The sequence below is a fragment of the Solibacillus sp. FSL K6-1126 genome (assembly GCF_038003445.1).
Classification (GTDB): Bacteria; Bacillota; Bacilli; order Bacillales_A; family Planococcaceae; genus Solibacillus; species Solibacillus silvestris.
In genome coordinates this window covers 3,349,820-3,371,697 of the sequence record NZ_JBBOPD010000001.1, presented here as the reverse complement: position 1 = coordinate 3,371,697, position 21,878 = coordinate 3,349,820, and the positions used below count along the sequence as shown (strand labels likewise).

22 protein-coding genes and 2 riboswitches are annotated in these 21,878 nt (G+C 38.5%); of the genes, 14 read left to right on the top strand and 8 right to left on the bottom strand.

From position 1 onward, the window contains the following. Positions 1-84 precede the first annotated feature (84 nt). The 4 genes from MHH44_RS16790 to MHH44_RS16775 are packed head-to-tail and all read left to right on the top strand — an operon-like array spanning position 85 to position 1,963. Positions 85-318, top strand: a complete 234-nt coding sequence (locus tag MHH44_RS16790; protein ID WP_340799107.1) for a hypothetical protein — start codon at positions 85-87, stop codon at positions 316-318. A gap of 24 nt (positions 319-342) precedes the next feature. Continuing rightward, positions 343-651: a hypothetical protein gene (locus tag MHH44_RS16785; RefSeq protein ID WP_340799106.1), complete on the top strand. Its 309-nt coding sequence runs from the start codon at positions 343-345 to the stop codon at positions 649-651. A gap of 16 nt (positions 652-667) precedes the next feature. Next, the gene (locus MHH44_RS16780; protein ID WP_087617730.1) at positions 668-1,012 is read left to right on the top strand and encodes a 4-aminobutyrate aminotransferase; all 345 of its coding nucleotides are present in this window, start codon (positions 668-670) and stop codon (positions 1,010-1,012) included. Between the two features lie 27 nt (positions 1,013-1,039). Beyond that, the gene (locus MHH44_RS16775) at positions 1,040-1,963 is read left to right on the top strand and encodes an MBL fold metallo-hydrolase (RefSeq protein ID WP_340799105.1); all 924 of its coding nucleotides are present in this window, start codon (positions 1,040-1,042) and stop codon (positions 1,961-1,963) included. A 309-nt stretch (positions 1,964-2,272) separates the two neighbouring features. Here MHH44_RS16775 and MHH44_RS16770 read toward each other — a convergent pair whose 3' ends face one another. Further along, on the bottom strand, positions 2,273-2,440 hold the full coding sequence (locus tag MHH44_RS16770; RefSeq protein WP_065216839.1) for a serine protease: 168 nt from the start codon (positions 2,438-2,440) through the stop codon (positions 2,273-2,275). Between the two features lie 21 nt (positions 2,441-2,461). Then, positions 2,462-4,246 (bottom strand): phosphomethylpyrimidine synthase ThiC, encoded by a 1,785-nt coding sequence (gene thiC, locus MHH44_RS16765; RefSeq protein ID WP_340799527.1) that lies wholly within the window; start codon positions 4,244-4,246, stop codon positions 2,462-2,464. Between the two features lie 150 nt (positions 4,247-4,396). Next, positions 4,397-4,511, bottom strand: a riboswitch (TPP riboswitch). Positions 4,512-4,826: 315 nt separating this feature from the next. Further along, positions 4,827-5,007, top strand: a riboswitch (cobalamin riboswitch). A gap of 95 nt (positions 5,008-5,102) precedes the next feature. On the opposite strand from thiC, the gene cobT reads away from it, so the two are divergent. Both cobT and MHH44_RS16755 read left to right on the top strand, forming a co-directional pair. Further along, positions 5,103-6,161: a nicotinate-nucleotide--dimethylbenzimidazole phosphoribosyltransferase gene (gene cobT, locus MHH44_RS16760; protein ID WP_340799104.1), complete on the top strand. Its 1,059-nt coding sequence runs from the start codon at positions 5,103-5,105 to the stop codon at positions 6,159-6,161. Between the two features lie 568 nt (positions 6,162-6,729). After that, positions 6,730-7,041: a hypothetical protein gene (locus tag MHH44_RS16755; protein WP_008405307.1), complete on the top strand. Its 312-nt coding sequence runs from the start codon at positions 6,730-6,732 to the stop codon at positions 7,039-7,041. Between the two features lie 119 nt (positions 7,042-7,160). On the opposite strand, the gene MHH44_RS16750 is transcribed toward MHH44_RS16755, so the two are convergent. Then, positions 7,161-7,463 carry a YunC family protein gene (locus tag MHH44_RS16750; RefSeq protein WP_039966734.1) on the bottom strand — a complete coding sequence of 101 codons (303 nt, stop codon included), beginning with the start codon at positions 7,461-7,463 and terminating at the stop codon, positions 7,161-7,163. A 432-nt stretch (positions 7,464-7,895) separates the two neighbouring features. Between MHH44_RS16750 and MHH44_RS16745 the strand changes: the two genes are divergently transcribed. Continuing rightward, positions 7,896-9,959, top strand: coding sequence for a choice-of-anchor I family protein (locus MHH44_RS16745; protein WP_340799103.1), 2,064 nt, complete (start codon positions 7,896-7,898; stop codon positions 9,957-9,959). 172 nt (positions 9,960-10,131) lie between these two features. After that, positions 10,132-10,974 (top strand): hypothetical protein, encoded by an 843-nt coding sequence (locus MHH44_RS16740; RefSeq protein ID WP_340799102.1) that lies wholly within the window; start codon positions 10,132-10,134, stop codon positions 10,972-10,974. 81 nt (positions 10,975-11,055) lie between these two features. Here the strand turns inward: MHH44_RS16740 and MHH44_RS16735 are convergent, their stop codons facing one another. After that, on the bottom strand, positions 11,056-11,652 hold the full coding sequence (locus MHH44_RS16735) for a TetR/AcrR family transcriptional regulator (protein WP_039966730.1): 597 nt from the start codon (positions 11,650-11,652) through the stop codon (positions 11,056-11,058). An 87-nt stretch (positions 11,653-11,739) separates the two neighbouring features. Here MHH44_RS16735 and MHH44_RS16730 point away from each other — a divergent pair, with 87 nt between their 5' ends. Genes MHH44_RS16730 through MHH44_RS16720 form a run of 3 tightly spaced genes read left to right on the top strand, consistent with a single transcriptional unit; the run spans position 11,740 to position 14,382 of the window. Then, entirely contained in the window at positions 11,740-12,429 is a 690-nt protein-coding gene (locus tag MHH44_RS16730) for a CoA transferase subunit A (protein WP_008405297.1), read from the top strand. Next, complete coding sequence (locus tag MHH44_RS16725) at positions 12,416-13,060, top strand: 3-oxoacid CoA-transferase subunit B (RefSeq protein WP_340799101.1); 645 nt, start codon at positions 12,416-12,418, stop codon at positions 13,058-13,060. Before MHH44_RS16730 ends, MHH44_RS16725 begins: the two co-directional genes overlap by 14 nt. Continuing rightward, positions 13,057-14,382, top strand: a complete 1,326-nt coding sequence (locus MHH44_RS16720) for an MFS transporter (RefSeq protein WP_008405295.1) — start codon at positions 13,057-13,059, stop codon at positions 14,380-14,382. Before MHH44_RS16725 ends, MHH44_RS16720 begins: the two co-directional genes overlap by 4 nt. A gap of 143 nt (positions 14,383-14,525) precedes the next feature. Here MHH44_RS16720 and MHH44_RS16715 read toward each other — a convergent pair whose 3' ends face one another. The 3 genes from MHH44_RS16715 to MHH44_RS16705 all read right to left on the bottom strand — a co-directional run bounded on the left by MHH44_RS16715 (position 14,526) and on the right by MHH44_RS16705 (position 16,916). Further along, positions 14,526-15,557, bottom strand: coding sequence for a restriction endonuclease (locus MHH44_RS16715; protein WP_340799100.1), 1,032 nt, complete (start codon positions 15,555-15,557; stop codon positions 14,526-14,528). Between the two features lie 130 nt (positions 15,558-15,687). Next, positions 15,688-16,014, bottom strand: coding sequence for a nucleoside triphosphate pyrophosphohydrolase (locus MHH44_RS16710; RefSeq protein ID WP_340799099.1), 327 nt, complete (start codon positions 16,012-16,014; stop codon positions 15,688-15,690). Positions 16,015-16,055: 41 nt separating this feature from the next. Next, complete coding sequence (locus MHH44_RS16705) at positions 16,056-16,916, bottom strand: LysR family transcriptional regulator (protein ID WP_008405293.1); 861 nt, start codon at positions 16,914-16,916, stop codon at positions 16,056-16,058. A 142-nt stretch (positions 16,917-17,058) separates the two neighbouring features. Here MHH44_RS16705 and MHH44_RS16700 point away from each other — a divergent pair, with 142 nt between their 5' ends. From MHH44_RS16700 to tcuA, 3 genes are all read left to right on the top strand, one after another. Further along, on the top strand, positions 17,059-18,348 hold the full coding sequence (locus MHH44_RS16700) for a CitMHS family transporter (protein ID WP_340799098.1): 1,290 nt from the start codon (positions 17,059-17,061) through the stop codon (positions 18,346-18,348). Then, entirely contained in the window at positions 18,341-19,393 is a 1,053-nt protein-coding gene (locus MHH44_RS16695; protein WP_340799097.1) for an AbrB family transcriptional regulator, read from the top strand. Before MHH44_RS16700 ends, MHH44_RS16695 begins: the two co-directional genes overlap by 8 nt. A gap of 95 nt (positions 19,394-19,488) precedes the next feature. Then, on the top strand, positions 19,489-20,970 hold the full coding sequence (tcuA, locus tag MHH44_RS16690; RefSeq protein ID WP_340799095.1) for an FAD-dependent tricarballylate dehydrogenase TcuA: 1,482 nt from the start codon (positions 19,489-19,491) through the stop codon (positions 20,968-20,970). Between the two features lie 116 nt (positions 20,971-21,086). On the opposite strand, the gene MHH44_RS16685 is transcribed toward tcuA, so the two are convergent. Beyond that, complete coding sequence (locus MHH44_RS16685) at positions 21,087-21,713, bottom strand: D-alanine--D-alanine ligase (protein ID WP_340799094.1); 627 nt, start codon at positions 21,711-21,713, stop codon at positions 21,087-21,089. Positions 21,714-21,878: the final 165 nt, after the last annotated feature.

Here is a 21,878-nt window from a genome sequence, read left to right as displayed (position 1 = left end):
AGTTTTATGAGCCGGATTCCATACTACCTGGTGTTAGGAGAATATGTTAGCATAGTAAAATAATAACTAAATTGGAGAGCGGTTATGGCACAAGAGAATTCAAAGGCGATTACTATATGTTTTAGCTTAATCATAGCTCAAATTATTTGTGCAGGTTTTTTGTTAAAAAATATCCAGCTTACTATTAATGCGACTTCAATCGTTGCTAAGTGGTTAGCGGTGATTTCTTTTATTCTGATTTCGTTTTTGTTTATCGTCTCGTTATGCGCAACAATCAAACATTTTAAAAGAACAGACTCGCTGGATCGTCATACATAAACAATTTAAATCAGGGGGATTGTGATGATTGGTTATATTCTATCAGGGTTTTTGTTAATCTTTGCGATTAGGAAATTTTATAAATATAGGGCGACTTTTAAACAGCTGTCAAAAAAGGAATGGCTACAATTTGGTTCAGGTTTTTTATTGGCATGGGCTGGAGCTGTTTTCATCATTATAGGTGGATCAAACATAACGGATATGATTGAAATCACATGGTTAAAAAACCTTTTGGAAATTGGAGTGATTTTGATTGGCTTGGCTTTGGCAGGAATCATTATGAATAAAATCTTGCCGAATAAAATAAAGGAATTTTATTCGGGAGATCAGTGAAACGGGGATAATTAAAATGGATGAAATGATCGGATTTGCAGTAGTTGGAATCATTATTGCATGTTTAATTTATGCTTTAATTAAACAAATTAAAGAGACAAAGCATAGTGGAAACGGCGTTGGCAGTGCGCTGTTCCGTAAACAAATGGCAAGAAAAAATAAAGTGATGACAGCTTCGTTATTTGGAATTCTAGTATTTTACACATTAAATATTGTGAGCATTTTAAATATCGCTTCAACGATTCCAGTTTCAAACAACTTTACTGGCCTCGGGACATGGGTGAGTTTTTTGGTTTACCTTTATGCAAGGATATTAATGAAACCAAAGCAGGTTGATCATAGTAGAAATTTATATAATTAAGCTTTTAAGAAGTAGGAGAGTGCTGCGATGAGAAAACGCTTTTCCAATTTAGATCAAAATGATCGGCTCGGGACATTTAAAGATGTGCTGAAGTGGCAGCGGTCAAAGCAAAAGAAAGTCGTCGATTATGAAGTACCGCAGTGTGAAGAAAAGCAGATTGCGTTTCTAAAAAATAACCGTACGGAGCAGTCTGTTACGTGGATTGGCCACTCAACCTTTTTAGTCCAAAAAGAAGGGCTCAATATCTTAACAGACCCGGTTTGGGCATTTTGGATGGGTGTGGCGAAACGGTTAACCGAGCCGGGATTACGGTTAGATGAGCTGCCAGAAATTGATATCGTACTTATATCGCACGCACATTATGATCACCTGAACATACCGACGCTAAAAAAGCTGAAAAAACGAAATCCCAATCTCCTATTGATCATTCCAGAAGGGCTCGGTTATTTAATGAAGCGTCACAAGCTGCACCATTTTATCGAACTTTCATGGTACGAAAAGCATGAGGCAGGACCGCTTGAAATTCATTTCGTTCCCGCTCAGCATTGGACAAGACGCATGCTTTGGGATACGAATACATCGCATTGGGGCGGATTTGTACTGCAAACGGCGTCAGATGCGCAAAGCATTTATTACGCTGGAGACAGCGGGTATTTTCCGGGATTCAAAGATATTGGCGAACGCTTCAACATACATACAGCGCTAATGCCAATCGGTGCATATGATCCGGAATGGTTTATGCATGCATCCCACGTGACACCGGAAGAAGCAATCCAGGCGTTTTGTGATGTCGGAGCAAAAGTATTCATCCCGATGCATTACGGTGCGTATATGCTGGCAGATGAGACGCCAAAGGAAGCGATAGACCGGCTGCATTTTCATTGGCAAGATGCGAATTTAGAAAATGAACAATTAAAATCGTTAGCGATCGGGGAGACCTTTCGAATGTAATTGGTGGTTTGTTAAACGCTTTGAAAGATTATCATCAGCGCAGAACAGCAGAATTCAAATTTGTGATTTTCATATTCGGAAAAAGGATTATTGCCGTGTTTTGTATGTTGAGGCAGGCAAAACGAAATTGAAAAGGAAGAAATGGCCCTCAATGAAAAGATTGATCCAGCATTTCCAGAAGGAGATGGCACGACAAAATTCACCCTCTAAACTATCTTTACTTGTTAAAGTTAAAAAACCTTGCCTTAACAAAATAATTAAGGCAAGGTTTTTATGGAATCTCTTATTTCTTATGACACTTTTTATTTACTAATAATATAAAACATTTACTTTATTACACTTGATACATTTTTCATGATATTGATTTCCTTTAAAATGATGATCACAATTTTGCTGGATTTCTTTTAAACTTTTCTCCAAAACAGCAAGGTGAGTTTTGAGCTGATTAATTTCCTCTTCAATTTTTCCGACCTTCATCCTAATGCCCCCTTAAGAAAGTTACTGATATATGTTACCACCAGATTGCTTAAACTGTTCAGCTTTTTCTTTCATACCTATTTCAATAGCTTCCTTCGTATCAAGTTCTTTTTCTTTTGCAAAATTACGAATATCTTGAGAGATTCTCATACTGCAAAATTTAGGTCCACACATAGAACAGAAATGTGCTGTCTTTGCACCTTCAGCAGGTAAAGTTTCATCATGATATTCGATTGCACGTTCAGGATCTAAAGATAAATTAAACTGATCTCTCCAACGGAATTCAAAACGAGCTTTTGATAAGGCATCATCTCTTTTATGTGCTCCTGGATGCCCTTTTGCCAAATCAGCAGCATGTGCAGCAATTTTATAAGTGACAACCCCTACACGAACATCATCTCTATTCGGTAAACCTAAATGTTCTTTTGGCGTTACATAACAAAGCATCGCTGTCCCATACCAACCAATCATTGCAGCTCCAATAGCAGATGTAATGTGATCATAGCCAGGAGCTATATCAGTTGTAAGAGGGCCTAAAGTATAGAAAGGAGCTTCCTTACAAACTTCCAGTTGTTTGTCCATGTTTTCTTTTATAAGGTGCATTGGCACGTGTCCCGGTCCTTCAACCATAACCTGTACATCATGCTCCCAAGCAATTTTTGTTAGTTCTCCAAGAGTTTCTAATTCCGCAAATTGAGCTTCATCATTGGCATCTGCAATGGAACCAGGACGTAAGCCATCCCCTAAAGAGAATGAAACATCATAAGTTTTCATGATTTCACAGATTTCTTCAAAGTGAGTATATAAAAAATTTTCTTTATGGTGGTGAAGACACCATTGCGCCATAATAGATCCACCTCGGGATACAATACCTGTTAAACGTTTTGCTGTTAACGGAACATACCGTAAAAGAACACCAGCATGAATGGTGAAGTAATCCACCCCTTGTTCGGCTTGTTCAATCAATGTATCACGGTAAACCTCCCATGTTAGGTCTTCAGCAACACCATTTACTTTTTCTAGTGCTTGATAAATAGGTACGGTACCGACAGGAACAGCCGAATTTCGAATAATCCATTCCCGTGTTGTGTGAATGTTTTTACCTGTTGATAGGTCCATAATATTATCAGCACCCCAACGTGTTGCCCATGTCATTTTTTCAACCTCTTCTTCGATGGAAGATGAAACAGCAGAATTGCCAATATTCGCGTTAATTTTTACATGAAAGTTACGACCTATTATCATGGGCTCTGATTCTGGATGGTTGATATTAGAAGGAATAATCGCTCGACCCTTTGCAACTTCATCCCGTACGAATTCAGGTTTCATATTTTCTCTAATTGCGATAAATTCCATTTCAGGCGTGATAATTCCTTTTCGTGCATAATGAAGTTGTGTAATATTTTTCCCTTTTTTAGCCCGTAACGGTTTCCGCTTTAAACCAGGAAACACGTTATGATTAGTACGAGGATCGTTTTTATCTTTATAACCATTATCCTCAGGCTTAATTTCACGACCATCATATTCCTCCACATCGCCACGTTCTTGAATCCATGTACTGCGAAGGGCAGGGAGACCTTTTGTAATATCGACAGAATAATCAGGGTCTGTATAAGGTCCGCTGGTGTCATACACACGTACTGGAGGATTTTCCTCTTCTCCAAACGTACCAGTTGTCGGGCTTAACACGATTTCACGCATTGGAACCTTAATGTCAGGTCTAGAGCCTGTTACATATACTTTATTGCTACCTGAAAAGTTAGACATAATGGAAATACTTTGTTCGTTTAATGAAGATGGTGACATTGACATAATAAATCTCTCCTTTTTTGAATATAAGGACAAGAGATAGAGCACAACAGTGAGGAGCTTAAAAAAGCTTATGAAGTACATAAAAAAGCCGGTGTCCAATAAATGGTCGGACCCGGCTAATATGTATACAGAAGTAGTATTACTATAATACGATGCTAACTTCCCCACGCTGGTATGATCCAGATCAGGTCCCAAGAGTCAAGAAACTTCAACGTGTTTCATTCTCAGCCCAACTTATTGGACTCCCCTAGTTATTTCTATTCAATTTTATATTAGTATACATGAAACTTCATTGAGATAAAAGGGAAAATTCAGAAAAGTATTTATTAGATGAATTACCTTACCGGATATTGATATCGTACTCATTTCGCATGCACATTACCAACCTCTGCATTTCTCGACGTTAAGAATATTAAAGAAACAAAACCCGAACGTATTATTATTTCTGATGAGTCAACATTTTCAGGAGGTGGACTTTTTTTATATTTAAGGAATTCTGAATCAGAAAGCGTTTTAATTCCTGCTTATTGAAAATCATCCTTGACGAAAAAAGCCATTCGTCATAAAGTAATGTTAAATTCATCAAGCATTAGGTGCCCGTTAAGGGAGAATAGGGAATAAAGTGAAAAGCTTTAGCGTAATCCCAACACTGTATAGAGGAGTTGCATAGCAAAACCCACTGGATTTACATTCTGGGAAGGGGCTATGAAATTGTGAATCTGAGCCAGGAGACCTGCCTAAGTATGCTTACTATTTATAGACACTGGATATGTCTGTAGTTTATTTGTTATCGAATAAACTGCAGGCTATTTTTATTGTCAAAAATACATTTAGATAGGGGAAACGAAACATGCAATTATTACAGCAAACAATTGATCAGATTCAAGGAATCGACCGAAAAATGGAAGAAAAAGCACGTACGTACATAGACTCTTTAGCCAAACCACCACAAAGCCTAGGGAAGCTCGAATCACTAGCTCTGCAAATCGCCACAATTACGGGTGACCTTGCGCCTAGAATCGATAATAAAGCGGTGATCGTCATGGCTGCGGATCACGGGGTGTATGAGGAGGGCGTAACGCCAAATCCGCAAAGTACAACGGTTTTCCAAACATTATCATTTCCGAAAGGGACGACAGGGATGTGTACGATTGCGAAAATTTCGAATGCACAAGTCATTCCGGTAGATATCGGTGTAAAAGAAGATTTACCTCAAGATGCTGGGGTAATCATTAAAAAGGTCAAATACGGGACAGACAATATGGCGAAAGGTCCAGCAATGACCCGAGAAGAAGCGATTCAAGCGATTGAAGTAGGAATTGAAGTCGCAACAGAAGCGATCCAAAATGGTATCAATCTCATTGGTACCGGGGAAATGGGTATCGGGAATACGACACCGAGTGCTGCGGTGCTTTCAGTGCTTCACGGCTGTGATCCGCTGGCAGTAACGGGCTTTGGAGCTGGTGTCGGAGCTGGCGGTATCGAATATAAAGCCGAAGTCATTCGAAAAGCGATTACCTTGAACGAGCCAAACGCCGAAGATCCGATTGATGTTGTAGCAAAAGTAGGCGGACTGGAAATTTGCGGGATGGCCGGAATCTTCCTTGCAGCTGCAGCAAATCGTGTACCGGTCGTTGTTGACGGGTACATTTCAACGGTTTCCGCATTAATCGCCTCTAAGTTAAATCCGAATGTGAAAGCGTATTTGATTCCGTCACATTTATCGGAAGAGCCGGGTGCAAAAATTGCAGCTGAGCTTCTAGGATTAGAGCCAATGCTGCATATGAATATGAGACTTGGAGAAGGTTCGGGTGCTGCACTAGCATTCCCGATTCTAGATGCAGCATGTTCGATGATTACAAATATGGTGACGTTGGAGGAAGCGGCAGCGCTTTTAGTAGCCAAGTAGAAAAATCTTCAAGACATGAAATTCGTAAAATAAAATTACGTAAACGGGCTACATTTAAAGTGACAGGAACTTTTAATGTCGCCTTTTTTATGAATTCGGTATTCCATAGAAATAAATGGAGTTTTTCAGTCTATTCCATTTGTTTTACCAGTAAAGTACCAAATAAGCGGAACTATTTTGTTTTATTGAGTAAGTAAAGAAATCATAAAGAAAAGCCCTATCCAATCCGCTGAAAATGTTATGTGCGACCAAAACATTCGGGGAATGAATAGAACTTGATTTAATTTTACAGAAAATTCAGTGAAATGCAAGCAATTGTCCTGTCATTTGCATTCCCTCCGTAATATCCTATATTAACTAAATGTAAAAACGTATTCGAATTGTTAATAATAACTAAAAAAGTGCTTTTTGAATGAAACTTGGAATAAAGTAACCGGTAAATAGGGTAAGGAAAAGTAAGGCCAATAAAAAGGAGAGGCGGGAGGGGCATTAAGAGAAACGGGGTGATCACTATTTCTCCGTATGTGAAAGGTCGTTTTTGAATATATTCGAAAAGGATGAGGATAATATGAATCAAATTTTCAAAAAAGATGAGTTTATTATTATTCCTTTTTATAAAGGGCGCAAGCAGGAATTTATGGTCGTCAATACGAAGAAGGAATTTAAAAATGGACATACGCACTTAAAGTCATTTAAGATGGCCAAGTATTTGATCAATCTTGCGCGTTGCCAAAAAATCAATTCCGGATTAAGACCATATTTATTAACAAGCCTTACAAGAATATCGGCAGACCGTGAATATATTCAAAAATTAGAAGAGCTTCTAGCCGTGAAAAGAAGTAAAGGGTCAAAAGCTTCCTATTATAATAAAGCAATCTAATTGTACGTAATCACGTCAATAAAAATAGATAGACCGCTTTTTCAAGAAATTGAAAGAGCGGTTTTTTGCATGGAACTTTTTTTGGGGTGGAACTCATCACCTGAGAGCTTACAATGTAACTAAATCATTTTTAATAATGCTTCTTCGCCAATCATACCTTCTTCAATACCGTACGCTCTTGCTTCGTATGTCACGGATTCTAGTGGCGCTTTAAGTAAGTCATCGATCGTTCGAACACCTACTGCACGACCCGCAATGATTTTGCGATCGGACAACTTTTCATTTAACAGACCAACATCGAGTGCACCGCACATAATGTAGCCATGCTCATTCGAAATTGTCAGCAATGTTGTTTTAGGTAATTGAACCGTTACCGCAGTAAATAAATGACCCTGAAGATCAATCGTTTCCGTATAGACGATAACCTTCTCCCCCTTTCATATAAATCATATGAAACAATTAGAAATTGGTACTTGTTTTTGGGGAAATTATGCAGCTTACTTCAAAAGAGCGACTGCTTTGTTACGCTTTTCTCAATTTACTTTCTACAATAAGGTACTAAGTTCTACTTTCGGAGCGAACTGTTCAACTTTCAAGCTTGTATCTTCTACTTATCCCGAAGCCTTCTACTTTAGAGCCGTTTTGTTCCACTTTCACCAGTCCTCGTTCTATATTCATGACGCAGAGTTCTACTTTTGCGTCAGTCCTTTCTACTTTTAAGCCGGAACTTTCTACTTTCCCGGCCTTTAATTACATGCGGTGATAATAATACTTACAATCTCTTACAATTAATTCATATGAACTTAATATTCCACCCTTACACTAAGAAAAAATGTAAAGGTGGAATGTTGTCTATGTCTAAGAAATTACTAGCTGCGGCTCTTCTTGGAGCGGCGGTCACTACGCCTGCTATTGTCGCAGAAGCTACGTTAAGTTTAGATGCACGTTATGATTCCGGTGTTCAAAATGAAGACGGTGGTACCACCGAAATTGTTGTGTATAACCCGCACACCCATGCAACGTATATCGTAAATGGCGAAACGAAGAAAATCGAAGCAATCTCACTCAACTATACAAAAGATGAGGCCATGACGTTAAAGCCTTTCCTTTCGATCGATATCGCCAAAACAATTGCCAGATTCGACCAAACATTTGAATACGGTGATTTAACAAGCATTACGGTACACCCGAAAGAAAATGTAATTGCGGTGTCGGTACAGGCAAAAGGCTACAATACTGCCGGTTATGCTGTTGTACTAACGGGGGATGGCAAGCTTCTTGGCGCGACAAAAGTAGGCATTCAGCCGGACAATATTACATTCACAACGGACGGGACGAAGCTTTTAACAGCAAATGAGGGGGAGCCGCGTGAAGGCTATGGTTCGGAAATTGTTGACCCGAAAGGCAGCATTTCTGTTATTAATACAGCAAACGGCTTTGACGCATTAACAGCAGAAACGCTTTTCTTTGAAGCATTCGATACAGCAGAAAAACGTGCTGAGCTCGTTGCGGACAATGTCATTTTAAAGAAAAATACAAAGCCTTCTAAAGATCTGGAGCCGGAATACATAGCAGTTAATGAAGCGAGCACAATGGCGTATGTCGCGTTACAGGAAAACAATGCCGTTGCCACAATTGACTTAACATCAAATGAAGTGGTGTCTGTGAAAGGGCTTGGCTTCAAAGACCACAGCAAGCCCGGCAATGAAATCGACTTAATGAAAGACGGCAAAATTGAGATTAAAAATGAAAACTACTTCGGTATCTATATGCCCGATGGAATGGCAACAGTGACGATTAACGGCAAAGATTATCTCGTCACGGCCAATGAAGGCGATGGACGCGAATGGGGTGAGGAAGACAGCGAAAACTTCCATTTGAATGAAATCGAAACAGACGAAGAAATTGTGACATATGATACGTCTGGCTACGACGGTTTTGTAGAAGGGCAGGACTATATTTTCGGTGCACGTTCATTTACTATCTTTGATGCTGAGACAATGGATGTCGTGTTCGATAGCGGCAGTGATTTTGAAACGATGACAGCACAGCACCATCCCGAACATTTCAACGCAAGTAATACGAACGTGAAACTTGATAATCGCAGCGGTAAAAAAGGACCCGAGCCGGAAGATGTAAAGATCGGCAAAGTAGGTGATGAAATCTTTGCCTACATCGGACTCGAGCGCATCGGTGGTGTCATGATGTACAACATCACAAATCCAGCAAGCGCAAAATTTGTAGACTATTTGAACTTACGGGATTTTTCGGATGACATCGCAGGAGATGTTTCCCCAGAAGGAATGGCCGTCATTACGAAGGAAGACAAGCCGCAGCTAATCGTCGGCCATGAAGTGAGTGGAACGGTAACGGTGTTGAATGTATTGGACAATCCGATCGCATTTAAAGACGTTGAAAATCATCCGGATAAAGATGCTATTGCAAACGTAACAAAGCGCGGTTTATTTAAAGGGGTAAATGAGACAACATTCGTGCCAAACAAGCCGTTTAGCCGTTCACATGCCGCATTGGTGCTGCACCGTTTGGCGGGTACACCGGCAAGTAACATTACGAATTTCAATGATGTAAAAGCATCTGCAACAGAAGATGCTGTTTCATGGGCAGTGGCAAATCAGTTCATCAGTCCATTAAACAACAAAGTATTCGGCGCAGCAAAACCTATTACGCGTGAAGAATTCGCCGTAGCGGTCTACAAAGCGTTGAAGGCGGCTGGACAGATCACAGCAGCTGAAGCGCCTGTCTATACGGACGAAGTGGATATTTCCGCTTATGCGAAGGAAGCCGTTGCCTCACTGAAAGCAGCCGGCATTATGACAGGAACGAACAATGGGTTTCACCCGAAGCAATCGTTGACACGTGCACAGGCGGCTGTTGTTTTGGATAAATTGCTGAAATAAGATTAAGTTTTATTCTATCTATCAAGCTCGCTGCGACGAAAACGCAGCGAGCTTACTTTTTTAACGTTGCATGAGATCCAGAGTTCACAGAATTCTTGAAATATACTTTCTTCTGACAAGTGCAATGATTTATACTAAAAATAACAACTACGAATGAACATGGGGAATGTAAATGAAAAAAATAATCGCTGCTTTTATGATGTTAGGAGTCATTTTTATAATGAACGATGCACAGGCACAGCAAAATAATACAAAATCAACTTGGCTTTGGCATACCCATACGATTACAGATGAGCAAACAATCCAGTTTCTAATAGAAAAAGAAGTAACGACCGTTTATTTGCAGATTGATCCAGCAATACCGAATGATATGTACGCAGCCTTTATTAACAGGATGCGCGAAGCAAATATTGAAGTGCAGGCACTGGATGGCGGTTCTTATTGGAATACAGCAAATTTTGATGCGTTCTGGGCGTGGATCAGTCAATACCATCAGGAATATCCTGCATCGAAATTTACAGCAGTCCATTTAGATGTAGAGCCTTATTTATCTGCATTATGGGAACAGAATCGAAACCTTGCAGTCAGTCAGTATCAAGAATTAATACAACACGCCCTCTATAAAGTACGCTGTACAGAACTAAGGTTAGAGGCGGATATCCCATTCTGGTATGATGAAGTGCTATATTATAACCAATTTGGTGAAGGGAACTTGGCAGAGTGGATGATTGCGAATACAGACGGCGTCTCCATCATGGCCTATCGCAATACAGTTGCCGCACTAAAGAGCATTACAAAAAATGAAATGAGTTATGCAAAGAAGTATCAAACTCCGGTTGTTATTGGTGTTGAAACAATGCCTTTCCCATACGAGCCATATATAACATTTGCCGCTGAAGGTGAAATCAAGATGAATCAAGTACTCGATCAAGTGGCAAGCCATTATGCTAAAAACCGTTATTATAGCGGGGTAGGTATACACTATGTGCAAAGCTGGCAAGGGTTGAGAGAGTAGTATTTGAGATAGAGTGCCATACAACAAATAACAAAGGACAATCCAAGGAGTTTGGGTTGTCCTTTGTTTATTTTTAAATCTTTACGAAAAGCCATTTAAATAATGCTGTAATGCACTCGCACCACTTTCTTGGAGAGACTGATCTTCTGGGAAGGTACACCAATGATAAATGACGCCCATTGCGAGTTGGGTAAAGGCGAGTTTTAATTGTTTAAGTGATAACGCAGGTTTTGATGGGCTTGCTTCAATAACCTCGGTAATTAATGCTTCAAATAACATAAATAATTTACGGTTAGGATTCCTGAAATATAAATGAGCTTCAGATTCTAAAGAAGTAGAGTAAACTACGGATAAAAACTCACGCCCAAACGTTTCTTCTAAATAAATAAATACGTTCTCTAAAAAGAGCTGTAATCGCCTTTTTGGTGATAATTGTATTGGTAGATCATTATACAATTGTTCATAATACTTATCTGCCAAGGCAAAGTGCTCATTTAAAATTTCAGCCTTTGACTTAAAGTGATGGTAAAACGAACCTTTGGATGAATTACAGGCTTGTACAATTTCATCGACACTGACATTTTTATATCCTTTTTCTTTAAACAACTGCATGGCAATCCTTATGATGAATTCCCTTTTATTTTCTGTTTTATGTATTTTATTTTCTCTTTTAATCAATTAAATCACCCTTTATACATTTACTTCTCTTTTATTCTATTGTAAAATTAGACTGCAGTCTAGTTAATAAGATGAGGGGGGTTAAAATTGAAAAACAAAGTCATCCAAAATCTTTCAGAACTAAGTGGGTTATTCAAGGACAATCAGGTTATTTTAGCAGGGGGATTCGGATTGTCAGGCGCACCATTAACAATTATTGATCAAATGGCTGAAACCGATGTGAAGGGATTGCATGTAGTTAGCAATAATTTAGGGGATCATGGGATCGGTTTACACAAACTGTTTTTACAAGGGAAGATTGAAAAGGCAATTGGTTCATTTTTTACAATGAACAGAGAGGCAGTTATTGCTTGGTCGGAAGGTAAGCTAGATATTGAACTTTTACCACAGGGTACATTAGCGGAGGCCATTCGTTGTGGAGGCGCGGGAATTGGTGGCTTCTATACGAAAACGGCTGTAGGCACCGAGTTGGCAATCAATAAAGAAGAGCGAGTTATAGATGGAGAAACGTATATTTTTGAAAAAGCAATCAAGGGCGATGTGGCAATAATTCGTGCAAAAGCAGCCGATCGATTAGGAAATCTAATTTATCATACAACTGCCAGAAACTTTAATCCTATGATGGCAACTGCTGCTGAAACGGTCATCGTGGAGGTTGATGAAATTTTAGAGGTAGGCGAATTAGATCCTGAAGCAATTGTTACACCACATGTTTATGTAGATTATATTGTGCAGTCTAACTATGTGAAAGAGGGGGATCGCTATGTCAGCGTTTGATCCACGTACAGTTATCGCTAAACGTATTGCGCAGGAGTTGCAAGATGGTCAAATCGTGAATTTGGGCATCGGAATTCCTACGTTAGTGACTTCTTACATTGAAGGAAAAGATGTCTATCTACAATCAGAGAATGGTTTATTAGGAATGGGACCACCACCATCAGAAAATCAGATTGATGCAGATTTAATATCTGCAGGAAAAGAACCTGTTACGATTACAAAAGATGCATCGTTTTTCAGTAGTGCCGATTCTTTTGCGATGATCCGAGGGGGCCATATCGATGTAGCTGTATTAGGAATTTTACAGGTGAATCGTTTTGGTGAAATTGCCAATTGGTCTGTACCGGGGCAACCGATTTTAGGTGTAGGTGGAGCAATGGATTTAGTAGTAGGTGCCAAAAAGGTAATTGCAGCCGCAACTTTGTTTACAAAAGATGGCGAGCCAAAAATTGTAGAAAGCTTAACTTATCCGAGAAGCGGTATACGCAGGATAGAGATGCTTGTAACTGAATACGCGGTATTTGAATTTGAGGACGAAAAAGTAATTGTAAAGGAATTGTTAGGTGACCTTACGATTGAACAATTGCAAGACCGGTTAAAAATTCAATTAGATATGGGGGTAAAGCTATGAATGAAAGCGCTTTAGCGAAACAGACGACGAAAAAAACGATGACTCGTATTTTACCGTTTATTTTAATCCTGTATATCATTGCCTACTTAGATCGTGTAAATTTAGGGTTTGCTGCGTTAGAAATGAACGCTGATTTAGCATTAACTGCTGAAGTCTTTGGGTTATTATCGGGTATCTTCTTTATCGGTTACTTCTTCTTTGAAGTTCCTAGTAATATGATTATGCATAAAGTAGGGGCAAGAATTTGGATTGCGCGTATAATGCTTTCTTGGGGAATCATTGTTATTCTGACTGGATTTGCGCAATCAGCTACACATCTTTACATTTTACGCTTTTTACTAGGTGTTGCGGAAGCCGGATTCTTTCCTGGTATTATTTTATATTTAACCTATTGGTTCCGCGAACGCGAGCGTGGTAAAGCAACAGCAGTTTTATTATTAGCCTTGCCGATTGGAGGATTAATCGGTGCTCCATTATCAGCCTGGATTATTGATAACGTTGCTTGGGCAAGTTTAGAAGGCTGGCGCTGGATGTTTATTTTGGAAGGGATTCCAGCATTAGTTTTAGGTGTGATTACATTAGTTTATTTAACAGATCGTCCAAGTAAAGCGAAATGGCTGACACAGGAAGAAATAAATTGGTTGGAAGGCGAATTAAATGTAGAGCGACAAAAGGCATTAAGGCTCAATAAGCCGTCTAAACTAGCAATGTTAAAGGATGCAACGGTTTGGAAATTAGCACTTTTCTATTTTGCCGGCTATACAGGTGTATATGGTCTATCGTTCTGGGTACCAACAATCATTAAATCACTCTCTGCAGTCACGACAACGAATATGGAAATTGGTTGGATGGCTATGTTACCATCGTTAGTCGGTATTCCTGCCATTATCTTTACCGGGCTTAACGCTGACCGGACAGGAAAGCATAAACAGCATCTAGTAGTATGTTTGCTTATTGCTACAGTTGGTTTCGTAGGTTGTGCACTCGCTACGACTCTATGGCCAATGGTTGCCATGTTGTCACTAGCTTCAGCAGGACTATACGGCTTCACGGGCAGTTTCTTTGCTTATTTAACATTCTTCTTCACCGAGTCAACAGCACCAGTAGGAATTGCACTTGTTAACTCATTTGCAGCACTTGGTGGATTCGTAGGTCCAACAATTTTAGGTATGTTTGTTTTAGAAACAGGTATGTTTGCATTAGCAATTATTTTAGTTGTCGGTATCCTAATTTTATTAACAATGCCGAAAGCGAATATCGAAATTGAAGCAGAAGGTAATAAAGAAGTACGTGTAACAACATCGGGGAAACGATTAACTTAGTATAATTTCTAAAGACTGATTATTCTGTCTTCTAAGCGCGAAATGCTGCTCAGTAAATTATTTCTGGGCAGCATTACTTTTTGTTTGGCTGTTTTCGTAAAGATTGTTGCTCTTCAATTGTTAATATGTTTTATTTTCTAACCTTACATTTCCTCAAAATAATCCAAATCAATTCGTTTAATAGTAAAAGTTTGTTCGTTAGATACACCAACGTTAAATTCAAATAATAAATCTGTTAATCGCTGGCCATCAATTAAGATTAGCGATTTGTCGATACCTTCTGCGTAATCAAAGGCTTCTTTTGTAAAGCGAGAAGTTGTAATGAAGATTCCTTTATTCGCTTTAAACCCAACAAGGCTGCCAACAAATGCTTGGATGTCAGGGCGTGATACCGGGTTGCTCCAGCGTTTGCCTTGTAAATAAATTTTATCCAAACCGAGAATGTCTTCTTTAATAACCCCGTCAATTCCGCCATCACCGGATTTTCCGACAGCTTTACCTGCATCTGCAACGGAACCGCCATAACCCATTGCGACAACTAAATCGACAATTAACTGCTCGAAGAATTGGGGAGAGTTGTTCATAATTTTTTCGAGTATATCCTCTTGGACGGCCTGTTTAATGAGGGAGTAATTTTCAGTTAGAAGTTCTAGAGGTGTTTTTGATGTATCGGTATTTGCTGCTTCATTTTGATTATCAGCACTTGAAGAAGACCCTTTTTTGAAAGCTAGATATTCAGGAAACTGTTTTAATACTGAATCATTAATATATGTAATGGTAGGATCGTTAATAATAGATAAGCCTCTATCCGTTATTCTAAACACTGTTCTTCGTGGACTTTCTATTAGTCCGGCATTCTTCAAGTAAGTTCTAGCCCAACCAAAACGGTTGCCAAATAAACTTTTCTTACCACTAGGAATCATTTCTTCCAAATCTTCTTTTGTTAAATTGAAATGTTGAATAAGTGATTCATTTAGTTCGCTTAATGTATGTTCTTGTCTGTCTTTTAAACAGCCAAGAAGAGGATACATAAATTTTTCATATGTAGGGATGGCCATTGTTACACTCCTTAATATTAGTTGATAAGATTTTTGACTTTCATGAGCTAATGATTCACCGCTCGTTGGTCCGAATATAGCTTCCTGTTCTTCTGATTCGCTCCATTTCTTACTCAAAGGAACAGTCTAATTTGCATGCTTATAGACAGCCCTATAAGTTCATAGTGTTTCTTTATTCAAGGGAATGGTTGAATTGAATTGGAATAGTTTTATAAATTCATCAAGGTTAGATGTAATGAGTCTTAAATTACTCATCATCAACCTCTACCAAATAAATCCCTTGCTCAAATCCACCACGCTTTTCTTTCTTAGCAACCCGAATTTTTTCAAGATCTTCAAAAGTGGCTTCATGAATAGGGAGGGCAGCATGGATTAGTTCCAAAATGTCAGCTAGTTCCTCTAAGGCTTCTTGATTATTAGTAGTCTTTTGATATTCATGCACCTCCTCTTCAAGTTTCTTCTTAATTTCTGTCAAATATTCAGAAGATTGTAGGATACGTGTAGTGAATTTACTACCAGATTTTTCAATGATTTGTGGTATTAAGTCGCGTACTAGTTTGTTGTAAACAGGCATTGGAGATCCCCCTTTTTACTTTTGGCATTGTCATAGCCATTCTATTTATTATAATGTCCCTTTAAAAAATCCAAAAATAATTTAACATGTCTTAATTTCTCCACATACGGGTTATAAAATAAACTCGTCTCTCTATAATAAATATCTTCTCCAAAATCGTTCAATGAAATTTTAAAGAATTCTTCTCCTTCTATACTGATTTCGGGCAATACGGCAATTCCGAGATTATATTTCACCATCTCTTTACATGTCGCAGCCTGGTCGGTTTCAATACTGGGACGGATAGGTTGCTGAAAATAAGTACGCCACCATTTATCAATCATAAGACTTAACGAAATATCCGTTTTATAAGTGATAAACGGTAAGTTTGGAATATCCTCTTTTATAAATGGTGTTTTCGATACGACAAATAATTCTTCTGTAAAAAGTGTATGCTTTTTGGCATTCAATGCATAATCACCGCGAATAATTGCTAAATGTATCTCCTCCGCATTCAGTGACTCTTTGATTTCACTGCTCCATCCAGTTTTTAGTTGGATATAAATATTCGGATAAAGTTGTTTAAATTCATCCAATATTTTGGGTAGGTGATATAAGGAGAATAAACCGGAAGCACCAATAGAAATGGTACCTCTTGTATCTACAGTTAGGTTGGCTAACTGATCTACTAATAATCTTTCATTATATATGACCTGTTTCGCATATTCATATAAAATTTGACCTTCTTCAGTGAAATCGATCCCTTTTGAACCCCGCACAATTAATTCAATCTTATATTTCTTTTCGAGTTGTTTAATACGGTAAGTGAGGGCGGGTTGAGATGTATAAAGGTTACTAGCAGTATGGGTAATATTTTTAGTTTTGTATAAATCAATTAATAATTGTGCGTCGTTTATGTTCATCGGTAATCCTCCTACTTCGTTGAAATAAAAAAATTTTATCGGTATCGCTTAAAACTCTCTATTTTATTTATTTGAATATATCATATATTCTGAAAATGGGGATAGTAAAACGCTTTCAAACTAATAAGAACGGGGGAGGTATATGATAGCTAGCTTAGGCTTTATAATGATAATCCTATTTACGTATCTCATTATGAGCAATCGTTTATCACCAATCGTAGCATTAATAACAGTTCCGATTCTATTTGCCATATTTGCGGGATTTGCTTCAACTCTTGGCGACATGATGCTTGATGGGATGAAACAAGTATCGTCAACGGCAGCGTTATTATTATTCGCTATTTTGTATTTTGGGGTAATGATTGATGCTGGATTATTTGATCCTTTTATTCATCGTCTTTTAACGGTTGTCAAAGGGGATCCGGTAAAAATTGCAATGGGAACGGCTGTATTGGCACTGGCTGTTGCATTGGATGGAGATGGTACTACAACGTACATGATTACCGTTTCAGCATTACTGTCTCTCTACTTAAAGATAGGAATGAATCCTTTAATTTTGGCAACTATCGCAATGCTTTCTTTAAGTGTGATGAGTGGGATGACGCCTTGGGGAGGACCGGCAACTAGAGCAATTGTTGCAACTGGTGTAGATCCGTCTGAATTTTTTGTGCCTTTAATTCCTTTAATGGTAATAGGGGCGATATGGGTACTGCTCGTAGCTTATTTGTTAGGGAAAAAGGAACGCAAGCGTGTGGGAGTTCATGAGCTTTCAATCGACCATGTTATGCAAACAGGTGTAGAAAGTGCAGGCAAGCCTTCACCGATTCGCTGGTGGACAAACCTGTTGCTAACGGTTGCTGTGATGGTCATCCTCGTAAAAGGAATTTGGCCGCCATCTGCTATTTTTATCTTTGGCTTTGCCATTGCGTTAATGATCAATTTCCCTAAAAATACCGTACAAAAAGAGATTATTATGAAGCATGCAGGGAATGCACTGATCGTAACAGCACTTGTATTTGCCGCAGGAATTTTTACGGGTATCTTATCAGGAACAGGCATGGTAACAGCGATGTCCAATGCGCTAATCTCCTTGATTCCGGATTCTTTAGGCTCACAATTACCATTGATTGTCGGGATTACGAGCATGGCCTTTACGTTTGTCATGTCAAATGATGCTTATTATTTTGGTGTTCTACCGGTCTTAGCAGAAACAGCTACATCATTCGGGGTTGATCCAATTGAGATAGCACGTGCCTCTGTACTCGGTCAACCAGTGCATCTATTAAGTCCATTAGTGGCTTCGACCTTTTTGTTAGTCGGGATGATTTCAAAAGAGTTAGGGGAATATCAAAAATATGCGTTTCTATGGTGCTTTTTAACATCTATTGTCCTTATTATTGCTGCGGTCATTACAGGAGCAATTAGTGTTTAAACTGAAGGAAAAGAATTTTATACGCACAATTTCCCCTATTGTTACAGTAATAATGGTCGCAATTGTTGGTGTCACCATTTTTCAATTAATCAACTTCCCGATGCCTTGGATGTTAGGCTCTTTATTTGGTGTATTGTTCACACAACTGCTTTGGAAACTTCCGATGAAGTGGCCGGTCGTCATGCGAAATATCGGATTACTTATAGTAGGAACTGCGATTGGCCAACTTTTCACTTTTGATATTTTAGTAGCCATGCAAGATACACTGCTTTTTATGTTGCTCCTTAACATCGTGTTAAGTGCATTTTGCCTTGCATTAGCATATGCATTGCAAAAGTGGGCGCATATACCACTTGCAACAGCTTTAACAGCTAGTATTCCAGGTGGTTTGTCTCAATTAGTTGTATTTGCAGAAGAGCAGGAAGATATTGACGTCGCAGTTGTAACGTTCTTTCATGTCATTCGGGTACTTTTCGTAGTCGGGTTAATACCGATTATAGTTTCCTTAACAGGGAAAGTTCCGGAGACAATCGAAACAGGCTCAACTAATTTATTGCATAACGGCCTCTTAATTTTACTTGGCTTTATATTGTTACCGGTTGGGAAGAAATTAAAATTGCCCGTACCGCATTTTTTAACACCTGTCATTATTGGGTTACTATTAAGTCTATTGAAGGTAGAAATAGCGCCGATAGACAGTAATTTATTGCATATCGCACAGCTTTGTATCGGTGCGTATATCGGGTTACTATTACATCCCAAATCTTTACGTTTACCAAAACGTGTATTAATCGGTGGAATCAGCAGTGCAGTATTACTATTAATCATTACTTTTTTTATTGCGGAAGGAATGGTGCTGCTTTTTGAAATGGATTTTGCGACAAGCTACTTAAGTACTGCTCCGGGCGGTATGGATCAAATGGGACTAATCGCAACTGCTTTACAGGCCGATGCAACCCAGGTGACCCTATTTCAGTTATTTCGAATGTTGTTTATTTATATAATCATTTTACCGATATTAAAATGGAGATTACTAAAGGGATAAAAAAATTTTATGGTTATTTCTAAAAAATGAATATTTCATTTATTTCAATATATTTTTTATAGTAAAGCTAACAAATAGAAAAGGGGATATGTCAGATGTCACAATATGATGTAGTAATTGTAGGTGCAGGAAATGCAGCGTTATGTGCAGCGATTTCTGCAAAAGAACAAGGAAGTTCAGTACTTGTACTGGAAAAAGGACCGTTCGAGAAACGCGGAGGGAATTCATTCTTTACAGACGGTGCCATTCGCGTAGCCTATCAAAATTTAGAAGCTGTTACAAAAATAGTTGATTTAGATCAGGAAACGATTAATAAAATCGATATGCCCGTTTATTCGGCGCAAGACTTTTATGATGACATTATGCGTGTTTCAAAAAATCAAAGTAAACCGGAACTGATTCGTCAGCTAGTGGATCAGTCATTACCAACGATTGAATGGATGAAAAAACAAGGCGTAGAATTTGAATTGAACTATGCGAATCAGTCTTTTGAAAAAGAAGGGAAGATACAATTCTGGGGCGGTCTGCCAGTTAAAACGGTGGAAAAAGGGATCGGCTTAATGCGAAGCTTATTCAATCGCTGTGAAGAATTAGGGATTGATGTATGGTATGAAAGTGCAGCGAAGAAGATTGTAACGGAGAACAGTACAGTTGCGGGAATCGAAGTTCAAACAAAAGATGGACTTAAAACGGTTAAATGTGAAAGCGTTGTGCTGGCATGTGGCAGTATTGAAGCGAACAAGAAGAAACGTGCGGAAGCATTAGGGGAAGAGTGGAACGAGGCGTTAGTTCGAGGTACTGAATTTAACACTGGCGATGGAATCGATATGGCGGTATCAATCGGTGCGCAAACATTCGGTCAAGTAAATGGCTGTCATGCGATTGGGACAGATGCCAATGCACCACGAGTTGGAGATTTCCAAAAACCAGGTGATATTTTCAAGAAACACTCGTATCCGTATAGTGTGATGGTGAACGTGGAAGGGAACCGTTTTGTAGATGAAGGGGCGGATTTCCGTAACTACACATATGCAAAATACGGTAAAGAAATATTGAAGCAACCAAATAATATTGCTTATCAAATTTATGATGCAAAGGTTCGTCCAATATTACGCGCGGAGTATAATTTAGAAGAGGCGACAGTCGTTGAAGCATCTTCACTAGAAGCGCTTGCAGACCAGCTGGATATTAATAAGGAGCAATTCTTACAAACAATTAATGAGTTTAATGCAGCTGTTCAAGAAGGGGAATTTAATCCTTCTGACAAAGACGGAAAATGTACAAAAGGGATTACGCCTCCGAAGTCTAACTGGGCACAAACAATAAGTGAAGGGCCTTTCTATGCTTATCCGGTTACTTGTGGTATTACATTCTCATTCTGGGGATTAGCGACAACTCCAGAAGGTGAAGTATTAAATACGAAAAATGAACCAATTGAAGGTTTATATGCTGCCGGTGAAATGATTGGTGGAATTTTCTATGAAAATTACCCGGGTGGATCCGGGTTAATGTCTGGTTCAGTATTTGGTAAACTGGCTGGTGCAGCAGCTTCACACCATGCCCAAAAAGTTAAATAAAATATATGCGTATTTTTAACACAAGGTAATCGCTACCTTGTGTTTTTTTTTCAATAAAAAAGAGCTCCCACCTCTAATAGTGGGAGCATGACAGACGCTTCGTTAGAAAATATTGTTTATGGGTAGAGCAAAGTTTTTACAGCAGAGTTAGCAAGGTTATTATGAGATGATTGTTCTAGTTTTTCCAATACATAAAATGTAGAAGGCATGTATGGTTCGGCTTGTTGTTTTAGTAAGATCGATTTCATGGATAAAATAAAACTGATTTTCTCTTGTTCAGTAAGCTGATTCCATAGCTCTGTGTTCATCTGTTGATGGTCATTATAGGGCATTGAATACAGATTCCAGTCACTATATTGGCTTTGCGCATTGTCGGTTTCATATAGTGTCGATAAATAAGCATCTACGTAAAAATCGGCATTTTCTAGTTCGTTTTTATAAATTGCGCTACTTAATTGTACAAGCATGGTTTGAGCTTGTTGATGCAGTTTGCTATCCAAATCCGCATATGCTAAATCACTTTGTAACAGTTGAACCTTTAACAATTCATTTTCAAGATTATATTCACTGTCATTATCATACATGGATACATAATTAGTTTGTAAGTATTGATTTATGGATTGAATGACATCATTGTCTTCCTTTTCATAACTTGCTTGTGGCGTAGTTATAAAACCGAATAAAATTATTGCTAATCCAAAGAAACTGAAGAGACCGTACTTTGAAATTTGAGCAATCTTCACCACTTTCAACTCCTTGTTTTATTGTAGGGCAATCTAAACATCCTTTAAAATACTTGTTGGTATTATTTTATTCTTTTAGTTGGGCAAATACAAATTTTATTAGTTCCTTTACTTATTATAAACAAGTTAATTATTTGGATAATCTAAAAGTTCTCTCACGTTTAT

Bases quoted from the DNA above. Each gene is read 5' to 3' on its own strand.
- MHH44_RS16790 (WP_340799107.1), top strand. From the start codon at position 85: ATGGCACAAGAGAATTCAAAGGCGATTACTATATGTTTTAGCTTAATC.
- MHH44_RS16785 (WP_340799106.1), top strand. From the start codon at position 343: ATGATTGGTTATATTCTATCAGGGTTTTTGTTAATCTTTGCGATTAGG.
- MHH44_RS16780 (WP_087617730.1), top strand. From the start codon at position 668: ATGGATGAAATGATCGGATTTGCAGTAGTTGGAATCATTATTGCATGT.
- MHH44_RS16775 (WP_340799105.1), top strand. From the start codon at position 1,040: ATGAGAAAACGCTTTTCCAATTTAGATCAAAATGATCGGCTCGGGACA.
- MHH44_RS16770 (WP_065216839.1), bottom strand. From the start codon at position 2,440: ATGAAGGTCGGAAAAATTGAAGAGGAAATTAATCAGCTCAAAACTCAC.
- thiC (WP_340799527.1), bottom strand. From the start codon at position 4,246: ATGTCACCATCTTCATTAAACGAACAAAGTATTTCCATTATGTCTAAC.
- cobT (WP_340799104.1), top strand. From the start codon at position 5,103: ATGCAATTATTACAGCAAACAATTGATCAGATTCAAGGAATCGACCGA.
- MHH44_RS16755 (WP_008405307.1), top strand. From the start codon at position 6,730: ATGAATCAAATTTTCAAAAAAGATGAGTTTATTATTATTCCTTTTTAT.
- MHH44_RS16745 (WP_340799103.1), top strand. From the start codon at position 7,896: ATGTCTAAGAAATTACTAGCTGCGGCTCTTCTTGGAGCGGCGGTCACT.
- MHH44_RS16740 (WP_340799102.1), top strand. From the start codon at position 10,132: ATGAAAAAAATAATCGCTGCTTTTATGATGTTAGGAGTCATTTTTATA.
- MHH44_RS16725 (WP_340799101.1), top strand. From the start codon at position 12,416: ATGTCAGCGTTTGATCCACGTACAGTTATCGCTAAACGTATTGCGCAG.
- MHH44_RS16720 (WP_008405295.1), top strand. From the start codon at position 13,057: ATGAATGAAAGCGCTTTAGCGAAACAGACGACGAAAAAAACGATGACT.
- MHH44_RS16710 (WP_340799099.1), bottom strand. From the start codon at position 16,014: ATGCCTGTTTACAACAAACTAGTACGCGACTTAATACCACAAATCATT.
- MHH44_RS16705 (WP_008405293.1), bottom strand. From the start codon at position 16,916: ATGAACATAAACGACGCACAATTATTAATTGATTTATACAAAACTAAA.
- MHH44_RS16700 (WP_340799098.1), top strand. From the start codon at position 17,059: ATGATAGCTAGCTTAGGCTTTATAATGATAATCCTATTTACGTATCTC.
- tcuA (WP_340799095.1), top strand. From the start codon at position 19,489: ATGTCACAATATGATGTAGTAATTGTAGGTGCAGGAAATGCAGCGTTA.